The organism is Elusimicrobiota bacterium (assembly GCA_026388075.1).
Lineage (GTDB): Bacteria > Elusimicrobiota > Endomicrobiia > Endomicrobiales > JAPLKN01 > JAPLKN01.
Genome location: JAPLKN010000017.1, coordinates 1 through 19,896 on the forward strand (window position 1 = coordinate 1; position 19,896 = coordinate 19,896).

Here is a 19,896-nt window from a genome sequence, read left to right on the forward strand (position 1 = left end):
TCCCCCTTCGCAGAATACTGCGGGCGTAAGCCCGCAGATGAATGCGAAGCTGGGGATCCGCCGAAGCTGCGATGCCAATACGGCGAATAGCCGTGTATATTGACAGCGCGTTTAGCGCAGGCGGATGCTTCGGGGGATTTCGCCGAAGAAAATGAAGATACCATGGCCGTAAGGCCATGGAGCTTCATTTTTGACGTTTCCAATAATCAAATGAAGCTCCATGGGCAAGCCCGTGTTATCTCAAAGATAACGGGATTCGCCCGCCGCTTGCACATGGAGCGTCCGCCGCGGCGGACCGCACCAAAGACCATTAATCTACGGTAAACCCGTGGTCTTCTGGTGCGCGGATAAATAAAAAAACCGCTTTTTTATTAACGGTCATTATATAATTTTCTTATCGATTAGTAAAACATTTAATCCAAAAAAGTATTTCTAATTTTACTAAATTTTATTAACTAGATGTTCATCCAATTCCAGACTTTGCTCTCTTCCTCTTGAAACCAATCATCCGTTCTGGTTAGATATGAGTATACGTTTACAACAGCCTCTAAATGTGTTTTTTCTTCTTTCATTAGGTTTTTGTAAAATTCTCTCTCGCTCCCCGTTTGAGAGCTTTCGTACAATTTAGCATATAAAGAATAACTTTCTTTTTCCAGTTTTATCGCTATTTTATATCCGGAAATATTTTCATTTCCTTTTTCCAGATGTTTTGCCCTGGATTTTAAAAAGAAGCCTTTCATTTCGCTTTCCACCGAAGGTAACGGCCTTGATCCAGCTATTCCTTTATATCCGTTATTTTGATCGATGTTATTAAATAATTCGTCAACTTTTTTCGCATGCTCAATTTCTTCCCCGGCTAATGAATAAAAAAGTTTTTTTCCTAACGGATTTTTAGTCTCTATGGCTAAACGCAAATACATATCTACGCTTTTTACTTCCATGCTTAACGCAAATTCAAGGGGATTTAGCATTTTCCTGCTTTCTTTTTTTTGTTTTTCAGCTTTAATTTTTTTTCTCATAGTTTACCCCGTTAGAGAATTCCGCCGATTCCTTCAGCGGATTGAAATCATACTGTTACCCGCCCGCCGGCCCGCTTCGCAGCGAGCGAGGCAGGTCTCTAACGGGGTTTACCCCTTAAGAAGTATTTTCAAAAATTATACTTAAATTTAATAAATTTTTCCATTAAAGCATTCCCTTTTCTTTAAAACTCAGATATCCGTTTTTTGTTATAAGAACATGGTCAAGAAGCGAAATATCAACAGTTTCAAGCGCATTTTTTACTGCAGACGTAGTTTTCAAATCATCTTCAGAAGGTTTTAAGGATCCTGAAGGATGGTTATGAGCAATTATCACGCCAGCTGCTTTATTTAATAGCGCGTATTCAACTACTTTTCGCGGATATACTACCGACTTATTGACAGTTCCGTCATGCACTTTTTTGCTTAACAATAAATGATTTGATGAATCCAGGAATAAAGCATGAAATTCTTCATCACCGGAACCTTTTAATAAAACCTTAAGATACCTAACAGCCAGTATCGGGTTGGATATTATATCAAGATCAGCCATGCTTTGACGCATATAAAAAATTGAAATATCTTTTATAAGTTTTATTAAAACGGCTGAATGTTTTGACAATCCTTTTATTGATTCAAGGTCTGCTGTTTCAGCGTCTAAAACACCGCTCAAGGATTTGAAATATTTGATTAACGTTTTTGCTAAGGATTTTGTGTCTTTTCTGGGAATTGCGAAGGAAAGGAGTAATTCCAGCACTTCATAATCTGCCCAACCGGTTAAACCGTTCTTTTTATATTTTTCTTTAATTCTTTTTCTGTGGCCTACGTAAAATGGCTTTTCCATATAATTGAAAAAAGTTAAGAAAGTTGAGAATACCTAACTTGTTAATCCTGTTTATCCGCGTACTTATTGGTTATCGGCATTCTTCTGTCTCTTCCAAATGCTTTAGGAGTAATTTTAATTCCCGGAGGAGACTGTCTTCTCTTATATTCATTTTTATCAACAAGATTCAGGACCTTACATACAGTTTGTTTATCAAATCCTTTAGAAATTATTTTTTCCGCTTCAATATCTTTTTCAATATACAATTTAAGTATCGGATCAAGAATATTATAGTTAGGCAAAGAATCGGTGTCTTTTTGATTAGGCCTTAATTCAGCCGTTGGTTCCTTGGTTAATATTCTTTCCGATATAACTTGGGATTTCTCATTTCTGAATTTTGCCAGCTCATAGACTAAAGTTTTTGGCACGTCTTTAATTACCGCAAGGCCGCCAGCCATATCCCCGTACAAAGTTGCATAACCCGTGCTCATCTCTGATTTATTTCCTGTAGTAAGAACAAGCCAGTTAAATTTATTTGATAAAGCCATCATAATATTTCCCCTGATCCTGGCTTGAATATTTTCTTCAGTAATATCAACGGGCAATTTATTAAAGTGTTTTTCCATGGTTTTTAAATAAATTTCAAAAATTTCTTTTATTGATATGTTCCATAGGCTTATCCCTAAATTTTTTGCTAAACTTTCAGCGTCTTCTCTTGATTCATCCGAAGTATATTGGGACGGCATAAATATTCCATGAACTTTATCTTTTCCCAAAGCATCTACTGCTATCGCCGCTACTAATGCCGAGTCTATTCCGCCGCTTAAACCTATTACAACCTCATTAAAACCGTTTTTATAAACATAATCTTTTAATCCCAGTTTTAATGCGCTATAAACTTCTTCTTTTTCAGATAAAAGTCCGGCTATTTTATTTTTATGTATTTTGGCTGTTTTTTTGCCTATGGGTATGTCAGCTATTAGAAGTTCTTCTTTAAATCCTTCGGCACGGGCAATTATTTTACCTTTTGCATCAATGGCCATACTGTAACCGTCAAAAACAAGCTCATCCTGGCCGCCGATAAGATTTGCATAAATTATATTTATTTTAAATCTTTTTGCTTTTTCTACCAGGATTTTTTCTCTTTCCTTAATTTTATTTTCGTGATAAGGGGAAGCATTCAAAACAAATAATATTTTTGCGCCTTTTTTTACCTGGTCTTTTATGGGGCCATCGGCATACCACAAATCTTCGCAAATATTTATTCCCGCCTTGATACCGTCTATAGATACAACCAAAGCTTTTTCCCCTGACTTAAAATATCTTTTTTCATCGAACACGCCGTAGTTCGGCAGAATCATTTTGCGGTAAATTCCGTTAATTTTTTTATCTTTAATAAGCGCCGCAGCATTATAAAGAAAGTTTTTTGATTCGTCTACAAAACCGAGAATAACTGATATCCCGCTTGTCGCGCCCGCTATTTCTTTTAGATAACTAATATTGTCTTTAATAAATTTTCTTTTTAAAAGCAGGTCTTCAGGAGGGTATCCTGTTACCGTAAGTTCCGGAAAAATAACCGCATCAGCTTTTGCCGATTTAGCTTTTTCTATATATTCAATAATTTTAAGCTGGTTTGACTTAAAATCACCTACTTTTAAATTAATTTGAGCTATCGCTATTTTCATTTAGTATTCAACCGTCTTTCGGAAGGACTTTTTTTCAGATTGCAGTTTCTTATTCTTTAGAATTTTTTCTTTTGCTTTTTTTGACCGTCTTCTTTTCTGTCTCCGAATTTTTTCTATCCTTTGCTGTTCCGCGCTCAGCTTACCTAAAACCTTGGCTTCAATTTTTTCAGCTAATATTCTTCTTGCCAGAAACCTGTTTATTGACTGCTGCCTTTCTCTCTGGCATTTGACTTCAATCCCCGTAGGCAAATGCTTTAAATAAACCTGGGTTGAGGTTTTGTTGACATTTTGGCCGCCTTTTCCTCCGGACCTTATAAATTTTTCAATTATATCTTTTTCGTGAATGCCGAGTTCAAGCATTCTTTTTTCCAGCTCTTTTTGTTTTTCAATACTAACGCCAAATAGAAGCATTTTAAATATCAATTAATAAGAGTTTACTGCTTTGATTAGTTAATTTAGAAAAGTTAGCCTTTTAAAGCTCCGGCCGCTATTCCTTTTACTATGTGTTTTTGCATAAGTAAATAAATAACAAGCACGGGAATGGTTGCAATGGTAAGCCCAGCCATCAGTAAAGGATAATCAGTTATATGAGTTCCCTGAAATACCATTAATCCCCTTTGAATGGGCATTTTGGCTTTGTCTTGAAGTACAACTAATGCAAGCAGAAATTCGTTCCAGATGGTAAGTGAATTAAAAATAATCAGCGTAGCTATTGCGGGCCGCGCAAGCGGAAGAGCTATCCTCCAATAAATTCCGAATTTGGAAGCCCCGTCAATCAGGGCTGCTTCTTCAATTTCTTTGGGCAGTTCTTCAAAAAAGGACCTCAACAAGAAAATACCGAAAGCAAGCCCTCCGCTTATATAGCACAGAACCAGTCCTGTCCTTGTATCTAGAAGGCCGAGATTTTTTAATAAAAGATAAAGAGGCACAAATACGCCGGGAACAGGGATTAAAAGAGTTGAAATCAAAAGATAAAAGAAAAAGTTTTTTCCCCACATCTCAAGCCGTGCGAAACCGTAAGCAGCCAAAGAAGAAAGAAAAACTACCCCAAAAACTCCGGTAACCGTATAAATTGCGCTATTTAAGAAATAACTTCCAAATTTTGCCTTAACCCATGCCAAACTATAATTTGCGAATTGCCATTTTTCCGGCAAAAGATTCATTTTGGTAAAAACCTCATCCTGAGTTTTCAATGAAGAAGAAAACATCCAAAAAACAGGAAAAATACAGCTTAATGCGATTATAATTAATATTGAATATGTTATGATGTCAATAATTAACTGCCTTACTTTATCATTCATCTTATTTCCTGCTCCTGCGCGACATTTCAATTTGACCTACAGACACAACTAATAAAATTAAACCAAAAACTACCGCCATAGCCGTTGCATATCCGAACTCGCCATTTGCCATATATTCATAAATTTTTGTTATAGGCACATGAGTATGCCCTGCCGGCCCGCCCCTGGTCATAGAATAAATTAAGTCAAATATCTGCATTGAGCCAAGAATTGTCAAGATAGCAACAATAGTAAAAACCGAAATCATCGAAGGAACAGTGATATGCTTAAACTGCTGCCAGGCATCCGCACCGTCGACTTTAGCCGCTTCATAAAGCTCTCTTGGTATTGTCTGTAAACCTGCCAGCAAAATTATGAAACCATAGCCGAAACCTTTCCACATATGAACCACGGCCACCGCAGTTAACGATGTTTTTATTTCCGCAAGCCAAGCAAAATTTACAAATCCTTGAATTCCCAAAACGGTTAAAAAATGATTTAAAACACCGTAGTTTCCGTCATAAATCCATTTCCAGATTAAGCCCACGACGATTCCTGAAAGAACAGGAGGCAGGAAAAATATTGTCCTAAAAATATTGTCACCTTTAATTTCCCTGTTAACCAAAAGAGCAAGTAAAAGCGCCAATCCGTTCTGTAAAGTTAGAGCAAGTATTGTAATATAAGCAGCGTTAAGCATTGATTTCCAGAATACCGGATTTTTTGTCAGTATATGAACATACTGGGCAAATCCGACAAACTTCATTTGGGGAACAATGCCGTCCCACTCAAAAAAGCTCAGTTGAAAAGTCCTTATCAAAGGATAAAAACTAAAAACGAGAAAAAGGGACAATGCCGGAAGTATAAAAAACAAATTTACTGTTTTTTCTTTAACTGTTTTTGATATCATTTTAATTGATTTTTTTTCTGCTGGTTTTCTTTTTCCGTTTGAATTTCTTTTGCTATTGTTTCAGGATTTTTTTCACCAATAATTATTGCCTGAAGCCCGGTATTTATGACATTGGTAACCTGCCAAGATTCAACGACTGGAAGCGAAGGAAAAGTTTTTTCAATATTTCGTGCAAATTCCTTTAAAATCGGCGAAAGATTTTCCAGAGCTTGTTTATTGGAAGGGATATTAAGAGTTTCCTCGGCAAGAAGTAACTGCTGTTCCTTTGCAGTCAGCCATTTCAAAAACGCTATTGCCTTTTCCTTATTTGGAGAATTCGGATTAATATTAAATGAAGAACCTTCTCCGCCGAAAATAAGCAATGGATGTTTCGCATCAGATATTGACGGAGGAAGCATTACCCCGTAATTTAGCTGAGGATTCATTCCGCGGTAAACATTCACTCCCCAAGAACCGTTAAATGCCATCGCCGCTCTCCCAGTTGCAAAAGTTCGTTCCGCGTCTTTGTTAACCATCGTGGCAACTCCCGCGGCAAACATTCCGTTCTTTCGCATTTCGTCCAAAAGGCCTATAACCCTTATCCATAGAGGATCGGTATATTTAATTTTCCCTTTTATGGTGTCAATCATACCCTCCTTTCCAAGAAGGTTCCATTCGTAAGACGCTACAAAGGCTCCAACAAGCCACGGTTCTCCAAAACCGGTGGCAAACGGCTGAATACCTGCAGCTTTCAATTTTTTTCCCGTTTCTATGAATTCATTCCATGTTTTAGGGGGTTTTTCAGGGTCCAACCCTGCTTTTTTGAAAAGATCCTTATTATAAAAAATCAAAATAGCGTTAACATCAAACGGAACTCCGTAAATACCAGGTTTTACTTTCCACTCATTACCTTCGGAATAAGTACTTTGGCCAAGAGGTTTATTAAAGAATATATTTTTCCAGCCCTTGTTCATTTCATCCGTCAGATCAGCAACATATCCGGAATTTATATACGCGGCTAACTCTCTTTTATCTCCTAACGGGCTGTATATTTCGGGAAGAAGTTTCCCGCTGGCCGCGGCTCTAACCTTATCGCGGTAAACTTCGGAAGGCGCGTAAGTTTCAAAAATAACCTTTACTCCGTTCTCTTTTTCATACTGTGCAGCTAGTTTTTCAAATGCATCCTGTCTATCCGTCATCCAATGCCATATTGAAACATCAGCCTTTTGTTCGGCTTTTTTAGAACATGATGTTAATGGCATAAACAAACCAAAAAAGAAAACAAGGCAAAATATTTTTTTCATATTTCTTTCTCCGTTAATTAGAATATTTTTTGCAGGTAAGACATAAAAATATGATGCAGTTTACAACAAAATTTTATAAATGTCAAATAAAGACTTTCGGGCAAGCTTGCAAAACCTCTGATTTGTAAAAATAAGATTATCTGTAATTGATGTAAAACGTGTTTCTAGGCCAAAAACTATTCATTTTCAGGTAAATCTATTGCGGGAAAAATACTTTATCAAGAACTATATCCCCAGTTGGCCGCAAGCTGAACCTATATCAGCCCCGCGTGATTCGCGTATCATTGCAAGGATATTATTTTTTATCAAATAATTTTTAAAACGCAGAATTGCTTCTTTTTGCGGAACGATCATTCCTTCACCCTTTGTGTCGTTATAAGGTATTAAATTTACTTGAATCTGGTCTTTGGGTTTTGCGGATTTTTCTATAAGCTGAAATAATTCTTTGGCATTGTTGGGCGTATCATTTATTCCCGAAATCAATAAGTATTCAATTGTAAGGTGCGAATTATTTTTTCTTGAAAAATAAAGGCCTGCTTTAAGTATTTCTTTCACCGAATAAGGAACCTTTTCCGAAATAAAGCTTTTCCTAATAGAATCTGTAGGAGCATGCAACGAAATCGCCAGACGAATCCCAAGAAGCTCGTCTGCTAATTTTCTGATTTGAGGAACCAGCCCGACCGTAGATATTGTTACATGTTTCCTGCTTATACCAATCTGTTTAAAATCAATTAAGGAACGTATCGCTCCGGTAACATTCTCATAATTAAGAAGCGGCTCCCCCATCCCCATTAAAAGAACGCTGTTTATTTTGACTCCTTTTTCTTTCTCAATCTGCATTATTTGCTCAATAATTTCTCCCCTTGTTAAGTTCCTTCGAAATTTAACTTTCCCAGAAAAACAAAATTTGCATTTTATCGGGCACCCGATTTGAACTGACAAACAAATACTATTTCTATCCCTTTTAGGAAGAAAAACGGTATAAACGTTTAATTTATCGCTAGTTAAAAAGCCGTATCTTGCGGTCCCGTCAGTAGTTGACTCTTTTTTATCTTTAAGTTTCAATGAACGCAAAAAAAAGATTTTATCAAGCTTGTTTCTCAAAAGTGCCGGCAAATTTGAACACTCGGCAAAACTCTCAATTCTTTTCTTATAAACCCATTCAATAAGCTGATTTGCCCTGAAACGATTTTCGCCCAAAGCCAAAATTTCTTTTTCTATGTCTTCCGGTTCAAGGTCAAGGAAATATTTATTCATTAGTTTAACTTTTTTAGTTTTGCCGCAAAAAAACCATCCATTATCACGTTTTTTTTATAAGTTTTAAAAAAATAACCATTATCGTCAATTAAATCGTTATTAATTATTTTGTTTTCTATTTTTTCCAACTTGAAATTTTTGCATTTCTTCAGGAAATCATTTACAACATTCTCGTTTTCTTCCGGTTCCGTAGTACAAGTGCTATAAACTATTATACCATCCTTTTTCAATAAATCAGCCGCATTAACAAGTAATTCTTTCTGTATAACCGGGTAATGTTTCTTGATCATTTTTTCAGAACGATTCCATTTAATATCAGGTTTCTTTCGAATTGCGCCCAATCCGGAACAAGGTGTATCAAGAAGAATTTTATCCGCTTTAATATTTTTTACTTTTTGAATATATTCTTCAATAAATTTAATATTTGAGATTCCAAGCCGTAATAAATTCTCTTTAGCTATTTCAATTTGTTTAGGCGAATTATCTATTGAAATAATTTCCGTTTCAAGGTTACTAAGTTGGGCTATATGTGATGATTTTATACCTGAACCTGAACACAAATCAAGGATAGTTTCGTTTTTTTGCGGATCTAAAATGTATGATATAAGCTGCGATGCTTCGTCCTGCACTACAAAACAACCCAGATTAAAGCTTTCTAGTGTCTCCAGTTCGGGTTTCACAGATAAAACTAGCCCATCGGGAGAATATTTGGTATATTCACTTTTAATTCCTTCATTTTCAAGCAGTATTTTAAGCTTATCTCTTGCTATTTTAAGAGTATTTGTTCTTATAGTTAATTCAGGATTGATATTGTTGAAAATGCAAAGGTTTTCGGCGCCTTTTTCTCCAAATCTATTAATCCACCGCGAAATCAGCCATTCAGGATGAGAAAGTTTAATAGAATAAAAAGCAATCCGATTTTTTTCTAAATCAGGCAACGGAAGTCTTATTTTTTCTCTTTCAATTTTTCTTAGTATAGCATTAACTAGAGTTGTAAAGTTTGATAAACCTGACAATTTGGTCAACTCTACGGTTTCACTTACTGCGGCATAGCTTGGAATTTTTTCCGATAAATAAAGAAGCTGAAAAACACCGATTCTTAATATATTTCTAACCGGATTTTTAACATTTTTCTTATCCAAAAAACTATCAATAAAATAGTCTATTGTATTGAGATAACGGACTATTCCCCAGATAAATTCTCTTATTAAACCCTTATTTTGATAGTCTTCATTGGCCCTGAAAAATTCATTGAGTAAATTAGAAATATTTGTTTTTCCGGGATAATATTTTTGAAGAATTTGGAATGCTAGAAGGCGAGGATTATCATTTTTCATTAATAAACAATCTTGGGAATCTTATACCCCTTAGCTTCCTGCGCCATGCTTTCTAACCTTTTTATTCTTTCTTCTAAAGGAGGGTGCGTTGAAAAAAGAGTAAATAATGATTTCCCGCTGAAGGGACTTACAATAAACATATGGGCAGTGGTCGGATTGACCTGCACCGGATTTCTTTTAACTCCAACAGCAAGTTTTCTTAGAGCGCTGGCTAGGGCAAGCGGATCGCCGAGCATTTTGGCGCCTGACGCATCGGCCTGATATTCTCTTTGTCTGGATATTGCCATCTGAATTATCATCGCCGCAAAAGGAGCAACAATTGCAACAATAAGCATTCCAAGCGGACCTCCGTTATTTTCACGTCCGCGCCCTCCCCCGCCGCCAAACATTGCTGCGAATTGCGCCATTCGAGCGAGCATAAATATTGCTCCGGCCAAAGTTGCAGCTACAGTTCCAATTAGTATGTCCCGGTTTTTAACATGAGAAAGCTCGTGCGCAATTACTCCCGAAAGTTCTTTTTCATCTAATAAATCTAATATTCCACTGGTAACGGCAACAGCGGAATGCTTAGGATTTCTTCCGGTTGCAAACGCATTGGGCATTGGAGAATTAATTAAGTAAATTTTAGGCATCGGCAGTCCTTGAGAAGAAGTCAATTGCTGAACTATTGAACGAACTTGAGGCAAAGCATTTTCTTTAATTTCCTTTGCCCCGTACATAGCAAGCACAATTTTATCTGAAAACCAATAAGAAATGAAATTCATAAAAAAAGCAAATATGAAAGCCGTTATCATTCCCTGTTTTCCACTTATTAAATTTCCTATCGAAACTAAAAGTATTGTCATTAAAAGCATTAAAATAAAAGTTTTTAAACCGTTCATTTTTTTCTCCTTACGTTAATTTAATATGCTATTTTTATTTTATTATACAAAAAAATTATTACTTAATAAAGATTTAATTGATTATATATTATTTTATTGTACTTGCGAACTTAATTTGACAATAGCTGATGATTTTTGATAAATTAAAAAACATGGATATTAAATCATTTATTATTGATGCATTATTCATTAGTTTTGTTTTGTTATCGGCTTGTACCGATATTTTTTATAGAAAAATTTTCAATTCCTTAACTTATCCGGCAATAATTCTGGGTATAACCCTAAATTGCCTTTATTTCGGTTTATACGGCCTAAAACTTTCGCTTTTAGGACTCTTCACCGGCTTCGCTTTACTTTTTATTTTATACATTTTAGGAGCAATAGGAGCCGGTGACGTTAAATTTATGGCAGCTGTCGGAAGCATAAAGGGAGCAGAATTTGTTTTTATGGGAGGACTTTACGGCGTAATTACTGCCGGAATTTTTGCTGTTGTTATTTTGATCAAAAACAAAAGATTTTTTTCAACTATTAAAGACATTTTTATAGGTGTTTTTTTCTTCTTGAGCTTTAGAAAATATGAGCATATTAAATTTGAAGATAAGAAATCCATATATCTTCCTTATGCGGCCTATATCGCTATTGGAATGATCGTTTTTTGGTTAGAAAAACACAAATAAAAAAAGCTCATGTATTAGATGAGCTTTTTTGAAAAACATATTTATATTTCTATAAATTATTTTGGCTTTTCGGACTTGGACTGACATTCAATACAGTAGCGTACCCAAGGAATGGCTTCAAGACGTTTTTCAGTAATCTTTTTGTCGCAGGATTCGCATCTTCCGTATTTCCCCTTTTCAATTCGGCGCAAGGCAGACTCAATCGCATCTATAATTATCTTTTCATTATCCGCGAGCTCAAACAGAAGCTCTTTTTCAGTGCTTTGAGATGCTGAATCAACTTCATCGCCAACCTCAACATCAGCCAAGTCTTTTTGTTTTTTGTTTCGGACTATATCCAACAAATCCTCTTTCTTTACAAGCAACAGTTTTTTGACTTTCTGCATCTCGTTTTTGTTCATTTAAGCACTCCCATAATTAATTAGCCACAACTTTTAAAGTTCTTAATGTTTCTGTTTCCTGTCCGCTTACTCTAATATCTTTAGCCGACATATCAATAAGATAATCGCAAATTTCTTTGGTAATACGTTCCCCGGGTATTAAAACCGGTATTCCCGGAGGATAGGGAGTCAGAGTTTGAGCGGCAATGTATCCGATTGCTTTAGTTAAAGGCACTCTTTTAATCTTGGCTGAAAGAAAAACATCCCTGGGCATCATAGCCATCTCTGTGGCTAAAGAAGGTATCTGCAGAACCCAGTTTTTCTGTTCGCCGTGATATTTTTTTTCTATGTCTGAAAGAGCGTTAACAAGCGCTTGTACATCGGCTCTATCGGAACCTATGCCCATAATTGCAATAAGATTAAAAATATCCGCGCAATCAACCTGAATATTATATTCTTTTGTCAAAATATCTTCTATCTCATAACCTGAAAGACCCGTTAAAGTAACATTTATTGTTAATTTTGTCAAATCCAGATCATAACCGAATTTATTAATTTCCTGCCGAGTAAAACATTTTAATTTTTTAAGCTCATTTATTTTTTTTCTTCCGAACTCAGCTGCCTGAATTACCTTTGTTAACATCGCTTCACCGTTACAAACGACCTGTTTTCTGGCTAAGTCAAGGCTTGCCAAAGCCAAATAATTCGGGCTGGTGGTTTGCAGAAGCGAAACTATTTTTTTAACTTTATTTATATCAATTAATTCCGAATTAAAATGGAGTACTGAACTCTGTGAAATAGCCGAAAGAGTTTTATGCGTGGACTGAACGCAAAGATCCGCCCCGGCTTCAACCGCCGATATCGGAAGATCTTTGTGAAATTTTAGATGAGCCCCATGGGCTTCATCTACCATAAGAATTTTGCCTTTCTCGTGGCATAATTCGGCAATTTTTATTAAGTCCGCAGTAATCCCATTATAAGTCGGGCTGGTAATAAAAACCGCTCTGGCTTCGGGATATTCATTTAGCGCATTTTTTATTTCTTCATAGGAAGAATTAAAAATTATATCAAGATTTTGGTCAATCTTTGGCTGTATCCATATCGGCCAAACACCGGCAAGAATAATTCCCGCCATAATTGATTTATGAGAATTTCTGGAAACAATAACAGAGTCTCCGGGCTTGCAAGCCGAAAGAAACATCGCCATATTTCCTGAAGAAGAACCGTTTACAAGGAAAAAGGAGTGTTCTACTCCATAAGCTTTAGCCATTAAGTTTTGAGCTTTTTTTATCGGGCCTACAGGGTCATGCAGTGAATCAACTTCCGGAAAAACAGTCACATCAAACTTATAAACATTTTTTCCTGTATAATCTCTTAGTTTTTTATCTATACTTCTTCCGTTTTTATGGCCAGGTGTATGAAATGAAATAACATTTCGCTTCGCATGCGCCAGCAAAGTTTCAAAAATAGGTGCTTTATTTTGTGGTTTCATTTTTTTGTTTTTATAAAATTTTAATTAATTATTACTAACAAAAACTTTTTAACTTAGAAAGTTTATATAAATTATTGTTATCAAGTCAAGTTTTTGAATTAAAAAAAATAATTAATAGTTTAGACTTCCCGTTCTATAACCTTCAATATCGACAGAAATATATTTCCAGCCAAGTTTTTTTAAAGATAAAATAATTTTTTTATTTATATTTGAATTAATGCATTTTTTCATTTCACTTTTCTCTATTTCTATGCGCGCTATATCGCCATGATGTCTTAATCGGACATTTGTAAAACCCAATTTTTTAATAGATTCTTCCCCTTTTTCAATTTTTTGAAGCATATTTTTTGAGATTTCGGTACCGTAAGGGAATCTAGACGCAAGACATGCTTGTGCGGGAATATTCCAAGTATCAAGGTTCATTTTTTTGCTCAATTTTCTTATTTCAGCTTTTTTAAATTTAGATATTTCTAGCGGCGACATCACATTAAAAATATTGGCCGCGATTTTTCCCGGACGAAAATCTTTTATATCAGAAAAGTTTGACCCGTCACACAAAATCATTCTTCTTTTTTCTGCTAAAGACTTTAACTTTTTAAATAATTCATTTTTGCAGTAAAAACACCTTTTTCTTGAATTTTTAATAAAATTTTTGTTTTCAAGTTCATTTGTCTTAATAAAAATATGATTAACATCAAGCTTTTTAACGATATCTTTTGTTCTTTTAATATCTGATTTCGGATAAGTCTCGCTTAGCGCTGTAACGGCCAAAACATTATTTTTCTCCAAAATTTTTCTGGCAACTGCCAAAAGAAATGTTGAATCAACCCCTCCGGAATAAGCTATTAGCATTCTTTTAAATTTCAAAAGAATTTTTTTGAGCAGCTTTAATTTTTTATTCATCATTGGTAATTATATTATATTTGACGCAAAATTAAAAATTTGATAATCTTACCGACATGATTAAATCAGATTGTATTCACTATCCTTTAGATCGGCCATGCCTTTTTCATAAAGAAAAAGGCCTTGAGTGTTTTACTTGTACGGCTTACGTGCCTTTATTATCTTCCGGAAAAAATAAAATACTAATAATAAAGTTGGGAGCTATGGGCGATGTACTGCGCACAACTTTTATTCTGCCCGGGCTTAAGCAAATGTATCCAAATTGCCAAATAACATGGATTGTTGCTCTTAATTCAATTGATATTCTAAAAGAAAATACGTATATCTCTAATATATGGCAGATGGATGAAGATATATTCAAGAAACTTTTGAGCGAAAAATTTAATATTTTGATTAATTTAGACTTATCCGCCGAAAGCCTGGCTCTTGCAACTATTGCCTACTCTGATAAAAAAATCGGTTTTTGGCTTAACGAAAAACGAATGATTGTTTGTTCAAATTCATATGCTTCCCATTGGCTAGCTATGAGCTCTTCTGATCCTATTAAAAAAGCTAATACTAATACTTTTCAGTATTGGATGTCTAAGATTATTGAATTACCCAAATCTGACTATGAAATTTATGTTCCGCTAAATAAAAAATCTGTTGCTAAAGCTAATAGATTTGCTAAAAAACATAGCTTAGCCAAGAAAATTGTTGTCGGAATAAATCCGGGGTCCGGAAAAAGATGGAAACTTAAAAAATGGACAGATAAGGGTTTTATTGAGATTATTAAAAAGTTGGATAGCAAAAAAATAAAGGTTTTACTTTTTGGCGGTCATGAAGAAGATAAATTAATAAAAATGTTTATGACAAAAACTAAAAATGCCGCAATAAATACTGGAACTAATAATTCTATTCCTGATTTTTTTGCTTTGCTTAACCTTTGTGATTTAGTTGTTTGCGGTGACACACTTGCGCTTCATGCTGCACTAGGTTTAAAAAAAGATGTTCTTGCAATTTTTGGTCCCACATCGGCACCTGAGATAGAAATGTATAATAGAGGAATCAAACTAGTTTCACCTCTAAATTGTGTTTGTTGTTATAGACAAAATTGTGATGTTAAGCCAAACTGCATGGAATCGCTCTCAATAGAAATGGTCTGGAGTTCTTTAAACAAATTAATAAAGGAGTAAACCCCGTTAGAGACAACGGGTGCTTTACGAATAAAAATGGAAGCATTACATAGCTATCTAGCAGGATGATTTCAATCTGCCGATAAAAGTTTGCGGCATTCTCTAACGGGGTAAACAATGGAAATACTTGCTATGATTCCCACCTATAATGAAGCTGAAAATATTGAAAGAATGATAAAAGAAATTCTGGATTTACCTTTAAATATAGAAGTCCTTGTAGTTGACGATTTTTCGCCAGATGGAACATACAAACTAGTTGAAAATATAATGAAAAATGAGAAAAGAGTTCATTTACTTTTGAGAAAAGAAAACAGAGGACGAGGTTTTGCTAGTATAGACGGGTACAAAAAAGCTTTGGAATTGGGCGCCAAATTAATTCTAGAAATGGATGGCGACGGCTCTCATGCCCCAAAGTATATTCCTTCAATATATGAAAAAATGAAGACTTCAAATGCCGATATTGTTAGCGGTTCCAGATTTATTGAAGGCGGCAAAGATGAAGACAGACCCATTACAAGAAAAATTATAAGTGCTTTTGCAAAAAAATATCTCTATTTAATTTTAGGAATAAAACTAAAAGATCCTTCTTCAGGATTTAGGTTAATTAAAAAAGAAGTGCTAGAAAAAATTACTCCTTTACTTAAAGCGAAAGATCCTTTTATTATCACAGAAGTCTACTTTTATGCTCAAAAATACGCTTTTAAACTGGCTGAATCTCCGATAGAATTTTTTCAACGCTTAGCTGGCACATCCAAACTTGATCCATTAATCCTTATAAAATATCTCTTCAGAGTATTAAAATTAAGATTTTCTAATTAGAGCTCTTCGTCACTTTTCTTTTTAGTCCAAATAAAACAAATGAAATTACTATAAATTAAAACAACAAAATATTTAAAATGATTAAAAATATACTAAACAAAATTGCCCATAAGATACCCTTTCTAAAAAATCTTACCTATACTCACTGGTTTTGGATTATTGTTTCTTTTATTACTTTATTACGAATTTTTATTATTGGGAAATTCGGTCTTGATGGTGATGAATCTTATTACTGGATTTGGTCAAGGAATCTTAGTCTTTCCTATTATGATCACCCCCCCATGGTCGCATATATTATATATGTGTCAACATTTATTTTCGGAAACAGTGAATTTGCTGTAAGATTTCCAACAATAATTACTTGGTTTTTTATTTTTATTATGACCTTTTATTTAACTAAAAAATTATTTGGTGAAAAAAGCGCATTTTGGAGTATTGTTTCGTCATTTTTAGTACCCCTTTTCATGATTAATAATCTGGATATTCGTCCTGAAATACCTTTTACATTTTTTTGGATGCTATTTATATTCATTTTTTGGAAAATAATTGAAACTTCAAATTCAAAATATTGGTATTTAATAGGTATTATATTAGGTTTTGGATTATTAAGTAAATATACAGCCATATTACTAATCCCATCTGTTCTACTTTTTTTAATCATTTCCCACAAACATAGATTTTGGTTTTTTAAAAAAGAGCCTTACATAGCTTTGATTATTGCCTTCATAGTATTCAGCCCTGTAATATTTTGGAATATTGAAAATAATTTTGCCTCATTCGGATACCAATTTAATCGAGTTATAACTAAATCTCATTACGAGGGATTAAATATATTAATACGTCTTTTTATTGCACCCTTAAAACAGTTCCAAATAATTGGTTTTATTATTTTTATTTATTGGGCTGTTTTATTTTGGAGTATATATGAATATTTTAGAGAAAACAGGGATAGTTTATTATTAATTTTTACTTTTTCTTTTCCCATTCTTTTATTTTTCGATATAATTGGTTTGCATAATTGGATACTTCCATACTGGTTAACTTCAGGATATTTAGTTTTATCCCTTGGAGTCGGGGAACTTACACAATTGGGATGGAGAAATAAATGGCTTAGAATTTACTCTTATTTATCTTGGGGGTTAGGATTTATTACAGTTTTTCTGCTATTAATAAATATTTTCTATAAAGTGATTCCCGATAAAACATTTTATTCAAAATTTGAGACTTTTAAACAGTTAAAAGATATTTATAAAATAAAAATATCGGATCATTCAGATAATTATTACGGTAGAAAAGAAATAGCAAATAAAGTTTATGATTTTACAAAACATAAGGAAAAAGGAATTATTATTTTTTCTAATGATTATGGGGAAGCAAGTAGGCTTAGCTTTTATTTACCTGGCAATCCAGAAGTTTATTGTTTAAATGATGTGATTGACACTTATGATTTTTGGCAAAGAAATTTGGCTTCGCTTAATGGTAAAGACAGTATTTTTGTAACAAATGCTATGAATTTTACTGAGCCTACGAAAGTTTACCCTTTTGAAAGCTGGGAAAAACCTGAAATGGTTGAGATTTATAGAGAAGGAAGAAAAATTGAAATATTTTATCTCTACTATGGCAAGAATTTTCAATTAGAGAAACTAGATCCGAAATATACTTCTGCTATTCTCGGACCAAAACTGACTTTAAAGGAAGGTTTAATTAGGCTTTGGAATCGAATAATAAATATTATTAAAAAATGAATATCGATAAATTAACTATATCATTAAAAAAACTGACTTATCTTAAACTATTTTGGTTGCTTACTTTCTCGACAACTTTATTGAGACTAGCTATTATTGGTAGAATTGGGCTTACTGGTGATGAAGCACACTATTGGACATATTTTCAACATCCAAGTCTTTCTTACTTTGATCATCCCCCTGCAATAGGATATATTATTGGCCTATTTACTACACTTTTAGGAAATAATGAATTTGCGGTAAGGCTACCAGCAGTATTATTTTTTGTTGTTTGTAGCTGGTTTATTTTTAAACTAGCAAATGACTTATTTGATGGAAAAACTGCTTTTTATACTGTGATATTATTAAATATTATCCCGGTTTTTTCTTTCGGGGGGTCCGTTGTCAATATTCCCGATTCCCCTTTATCAGTTTTATGGATATTGTTTGTATTACTTTTCTGGTGCATTATTAAAGAACAAAAATCTCATTATTGGTACTATTTAGGAGTTATACTTGGATTTGGACTTCTATGTAAATATACCGCAATACTGCTTATTCCCTCACTTTTGCTTTTTCTTATTGTTTCTCCTAAGTATAGGTTTTGGTTTAATAGAATTGAACCATACATCGCATTTATAATCAGTTTAATAATATTTAGCCCGGTTCAAATATGGAATATTCAAAATGATTGGGCTTCGTTTGGGTTTCAGTTGAAACACGGGTTAGGAAAAACAATTCCTCATTTTTCACTTATCCTTGTTGCCAAATCATTGGGAGCTCAAGTAAGTTATATTTCCCCCCTTTTATTTTTGCTCTTTTGGTTTGTTCTTTTTTGGCTGGGATTTAGATATATAAAAGAAAGAAATGATAAAATGCTTTTATTGTTTTCTTTTTCTTTCCCTACTCTGATTATTTTTAACATTATCTCATCTTTCAATGAAATACTTCCGCATTGGCCCATAATGGGTTACCTTATTCTTACTATCGCTTTATCAAAATTTAGCATAATAATGTGGAACAAACTTTGGTTTAGAGTATTTTCTTATTTTGCTTGGACTATTGCGGTTATTTTAACTCTTCTTGTGCCGCTGCAAGCTCTATTTAAAATAATTCCACCCGAATCTTTACTGCCAAAGGCTGAAGCATTCAAATTAGAAGATGGAATAACAAAAGCAGAAAAAATTGATGTTACAAATGAATTATACGGTTGGAAAAAAATTGGCAATAAAATTCAAGAAATTCTTGATAAATCCCCGGAGCCTAAACCTTTTGTTTTTACACATCGCCATTATATAGCAAGTCAATTAGGATTCTATATTCCAAGCCATCCTAAAATCTATACTTTAAGTGATAGAATAGACGCCTATGATTTCTGGCAAAGAGATCTTTCTTCATTAAATAAAAGAAACGCTATTTTCATTACTAATGATTATTTTTTCACAGAACCGCAAAAAATATTCCCATTTGAATCATGGGATAAAACTGAGTCTCTTGAAATATATCGCGGTAAAAGAAAAGTTAGAATATTTTATTTAACTTTTGGAAACAAATTTGATTTGAGCAGACTTCCCAAAGAATATTCTTCAGATATTGCAGGTCCTAAACTTTTTGTTAAAGATGGTTTAATCAAATTGGATCATAATATTTTTTGGATAATAAACAAAAATTTACGCTTCAAGTTGCTTGATTATGTTTTAAATCTTGTTACTCGCGCTGAGGATATTCTTCGTGTTAACTTAAGCCTTATCGCGGTTTTCCTCATTTCAGCTTTAATTCTTTGGAAAAGGAATAGAAATACTTTTTGGAAAGAGTTTTTTCTTTTGTTTTCTATTGTTTTCATTGGAGGGATTATTGGGCATCTTATAAAAGACTATTTTGAAAGACTTAGGCCTATGTGGGTTTTTGGAAATCAAGTCAATTTTTTTTATGAAAAGTTAGATCGAGGATCTTTCCCTTCAGGACATTCTATAATAGCTTTTGCTGTTGCAACTTTTCTGACTTCAAGGATTAAAAAATATTGGTGGCTATTTTTCGGATGCGCTTGCTTTATGGGATATACTCGAGTGTATGTTGGAAGTCATTTTCCTTCAGATGTAGTTGCTGGCGCATTTTTAGGAACTCTCATTGCTCTTCTTGGAATTTGGCTAATCAAAATAAAAAGAAATTAGGGACACTTCCCTATTTTTTTATCATAAAATTTTGTATTTCATAAAAAATAGGGAAGTGTGTAGATTCAAGTTTCCAGTGCAACGGT

Annotated in this window: 18 protein-coding genes; 5 read left to right on the forward strand and 13 right to left on the reverse strand. The window is 34.0% G+C overall.

The genetic code is table 11. From position 1 onward, the window contains the following. Positions 1–455 precede the first annotated feature (455 nt). The 10 genes from NT145_00595 to htpX form a co-directional block, all read right to left on the reverse strand. Positions 456–1,019 (reverse strand): ferritin family protein, encoded by a 564-nt coding sequence (locus tag NT145_00595; protein ID MCX5781197.1) that lies wholly within the window; start codon positions 1,017–1,019, stop codon positions 456–458. Between the two features lie 163 nt (positions 1,020–1,182). Then, positions 1,183–1,860, reverse strand: coding sequence for a DNA repair protein RadC (gene radC, locus NT145_00600; protein ID MCX5781198.1), 678 nt, complete (start codon positions 1,858–1,860; stop codon positions 1,183–1,185). 41 nt (positions 1,861–1,901) lie between these two features. Beyond that, positions 1,902–3,524 (reverse strand): NAD+ synthase, encoded by a 1,623-nt coding sequence (locus NT145_00605; GenBank protein ID MCX5781199.1) that lies wholly within the window; start codon positions 3,522–3,524, stop codon positions 1,902–1,904. Then, positions 3,525–3,935: a peptide chain release factor-like protein gene (locus NT145_00610; protein ID MCX5781200.1), complete on the reverse strand. Its 411-nt coding sequence runs from the start codon at positions 3,933–3,935 to the stop codon at positions 3,525–3,527. A 53-nt stretch (positions 3,936–3,988) separates the two neighbouring features. Further along, positions 3,989–4,825: a carbohydrate ABC transporter permease gene (locus NT145_00615; GenBank protein ID MCX5781201.1), complete on the reverse strand. Its 837-nt coding sequence runs from the start codon at positions 4,823–4,825 to the stop codon at positions 3,989–3,991. 1 nt (position 4,826) lies between these two features. Continuing rightward, positions 4,827–5,711, reverse strand: a complete 885-nt coding sequence (locus NT145_00620) for a sugar ABC transporter permease (protein ID MCX5781202.1) — start codon at positions 5,709–5,711, stop codon at positions 4,827–4,829. Beyond that, positions 5,708–6,994, reverse strand: coding sequence for an extracellular solute-binding protein (locus NT145_00625; protein MCX5781203.1), 1,287 nt, complete (start codon positions 6,992–6,994; stop codon positions 5,708–5,710). The genes NT145_00620 and NT145_00625 overlap by 4 nt, the downstream gene beginning before the upstream one ends. 225 nt (positions 6,995–7,219) lie before the next feature. Further along, on the reverse strand, positions 7,220–8,251 hold the full coding sequence (rlmN, locus tag NT145_00630) for a 23S rRNA (adenine(2503)-C(2))-methyltransferase RlmN (GenBank protein MCX5781204.1): 1,032 nt from the start codon (positions 8,249–8,251) through the stop codon (positions 7,220–7,222). Further along, positions 8,251–9,588 (reverse strand): 16S rRNA (cytosine(967)-C(5))-methyltransferase RsmB, encoded by a 1,338-nt coding sequence (rsmB, locus tag NT145_00635; GenBank protein MCX5781205.1) that lies wholly within the window; start codon positions 9,586–9,588, stop codon positions 8,251–8,253. The genes rlmN and rsmB overlap by 1 nt, the downstream gene beginning before the upstream one ends. Further along, on the reverse strand, positions 9,588–10,469 hold the full coding sequence (gene htpX / locus NT145_00640; protein ID MCX5781206.1) for a zinc metalloprotease HtpX: 882 nt from the start codon (positions 10,467–10,469) through the stop codon (positions 9,588–9,590). Before htpX ends, rsmB begins: the two co-directional genes overlap by 1 nt. Before the next feature lie 128 nt (positions 10,470–10,597). On the opposite strand from htpX, the gene NT145_00645 reads away from it, so the two are divergent. Then, positions 10,598–11,146, forward strand: coding sequence for an A24 family peptidase (locus tag NT145_00645; GenBank protein MCX5781207.1), 549 nt, complete (start codon positions 10,598–10,600; stop codon positions 11,144–11,146). Positions 11,147–11,202: 56 nt separating this feature from the next. On the opposite strand, the gene NT145_00650 is transcribed toward NT145_00645, so the two are convergent. The 3 genes from NT145_00650 to larE all read right to left on the reverse strand — a co-directional run bounded on the left by NT145_00650 (position 11,203) and on the right by larE (position 13,924). Further along, a complete protein-coding gene (locus NT145_00650) occupies positions 11,203–11,547 on the reverse strand; it encodes a TraR/DksA family transcriptional regulator (GenBank protein MCX5781208.1) in 345 nt (114 codons plus the stop codon). A gap of 16 nt (positions 11,548–11,563) precedes the next feature. Then, positions 11,564–13,018, reverse strand: coding sequence for an aminotransferase class I/II-fold pyridoxal phosphate-dependent enzyme (locus NT145_00655; protein ID MCX5781209.1), 1,455 nt, complete (start codon positions 13,016–13,018; stop codon positions 11,564–11,566). Between the two features lie 111 nt (positions 13,019–13,129). Then, positions 13,130–13,924, reverse strand: a complete 795-nt coding sequence (larE, locus tag NT145_00660) for an ATP-dependent sacrificial sulfur transferase LarE (GenBank protein MCX5781210.1) — start codon at positions 13,922–13,924, stop codon at positions 13,130–13,132. A 53-nt stretch (positions 13,925–13,977) separates the two neighbouring features. On the opposite strand from larE, the gene NT145_00665 reads away from it, so the two are divergent. From NT145_00665 to NT145_00680, 4 genes are all read left to right on the forward strand, one after another. Beyond that, positions 13,978–15,096, forward strand: a complete 1,119-nt coding sequence (locus tag NT145_00665; protein ID MCX5781211.1) for a glycosyltransferase family 9 protein — start codon at positions 13,978–13,980, stop codon at positions 15,094–15,096. A 117-nt stretch (positions 15,097–15,213) separates the two neighbouring features. Next, entirely contained in the window at positions 15,214–15,915 is a 702-nt protein-coding gene (locus NT145_00670) for a polyprenol monophosphomannose synthase (protein ID MCX5781212.1), read from the forward strand. Positions 15,916–15,992: 77 nt separating this feature from the next. After that, the gene (locus NT145_00675; protein MCX5781213.1) at positions 15,993–17,660 is read left to right on the forward strand and encodes a glycosyltransferase family 39 protein; all 1,668 of its coding nucleotides are present in this window, start codon (positions 15,993–15,995) and stop codon (positions 17,658–17,660) included. An 80-nt stretch (positions 17,661–17,740) separates the two neighbouring features. Beyond that, a complete protein-coding gene (locus tag NT145_00680) occupies positions 17,741–19,810 on the forward strand; it encodes a glycosyltransferase family 39 protein (protein ID MCX5781214.1) in 2,070 nt (689 codons plus the stop codon). The last annotated feature ends 86 nt before the right edge of the window (positions 19,811–19,896 follow it).

What these genes read in the sequence shown, in the direction of transcription:
- larE (MCX5781210.1), bottom strand. Translation starts at nt 13,924, where the DNA reads ATGATGAATAAAAAATTAAAGCTGCTCAAAAAAATTCTTTTGAAATTT.
- NT145_00675 (MCX5781213.1), top strand. Translation starts at nt 15,993, where the DNA reads ATGATTAAAAATATACTAAACAAAATTGCCCATAAGATACCCTTTCTA.
- htpX (MCX5781206.1), bottom strand. Translation starts at nt 10,469, where the DNA reads ATGAACGGTTTAAAAACTTTTATTTTAATGCTTTTAATGACAATACTT.
- rsmB (MCX5781205.1), bottom strand. Translation starts at nt 9,588, where the DNA reads ATGAAAAATGATAATCCTCGCCTTCTAGCATTCCAAATTCTTCAAAAA.
- NT145_00655 (MCX5781209.1), bottom strand. Translation starts at nt 13,018, where the DNA reads ATGAAACCACAAAATAAAGCACCTATTTTTGAAACTTTGCTGGCGCAT.
- NT145_00625 (MCX5781203.1), bottom strand. Translation starts at nt 6,994, where the DNA reads ATGAAAAAAATATTTTGCCTTGTTTTCTTTTTTGGTTTGTTTATGCCA.
- NT145_00620 (MCX5781202.1), bottom strand. Translation starts at nt 5,711, where the DNA reads ATGATATCAAAAACAGTTAAAGAAAAAACAGTAAATTTGTTTTTTATA.
- NT145_00605 (MCX5781199.1), bottom strand. Translation starts at nt 3,524, where the DNA reads ATGAAAATAGCGATAGCTCAAATTAATTTAAAAGTAGGTGATTTTAAG.
- rlmN (MCX5781204.1), bottom strand. Translation starts at nt 8,251, where the DNA reads ATGAATAAATATTTCCTTGACCTTGAACCGGAAGACATAGAAAAAGAA.
- radC (MCX5781198.1), bottom strand. Translation starts at nt 1,860, where the DNA reads ATGGAAAAGCCATTTTACGTAGGCCACAGAAAAAGAATTAAAGAAAAA.
- NT145_00610 (MCX5781200.1), bottom strand. Translation starts at nt 3,935, where the DNA reads ATGCTTCTATTTGGCGTTAGTATTGAAAAACAAAAAGAGCTGGAAAAA.
- NT145_00670 (MCX5781212.1), top strand. Translation starts at nt 15,214, where the DNA reads ATGGAAATACTTGCTATGATTCCCACCTATAATGAAGCTGAAAATATT.
- NT145_00595 (MCX5781197.1), bottom strand. Translation starts at nt 1,019, where the DNA reads ATGAGAAAAAAAATTAAAGCTGAAAAACAAAAAAAAGAAAGCAGGAAA.
- NT145_00665 (MCX5781211.1), top strand. Translation starts at nt 13,978, where the DNA reads ATGATTAAATCAGATTGTATTCACTATCCTTTAGATCGGCCATGCCTT.
- NT145_00645 (MCX5781207.1), top strand. Translation starts at nt 10,598, where the DNA reads ATGATTTTTGATAAATTAAAAAACATGGATATTAAATCATTTATTATT.
- NT145_00650 (MCX5781208.1), bottom strand. Translation starts at nt 11,547, where the DNA reads ATGAACAAAAACGAGATGCAGAAAGTCAAAAAACTGTTGCTTGTAAAG.
- NT145_00615 (MCX5781201.1), bottom strand. Translation starts at nt 4,825, where the DNA reads ATGAATGATAAAGTAAGGCAGTTAATTATTGACATCATAACATATTCA.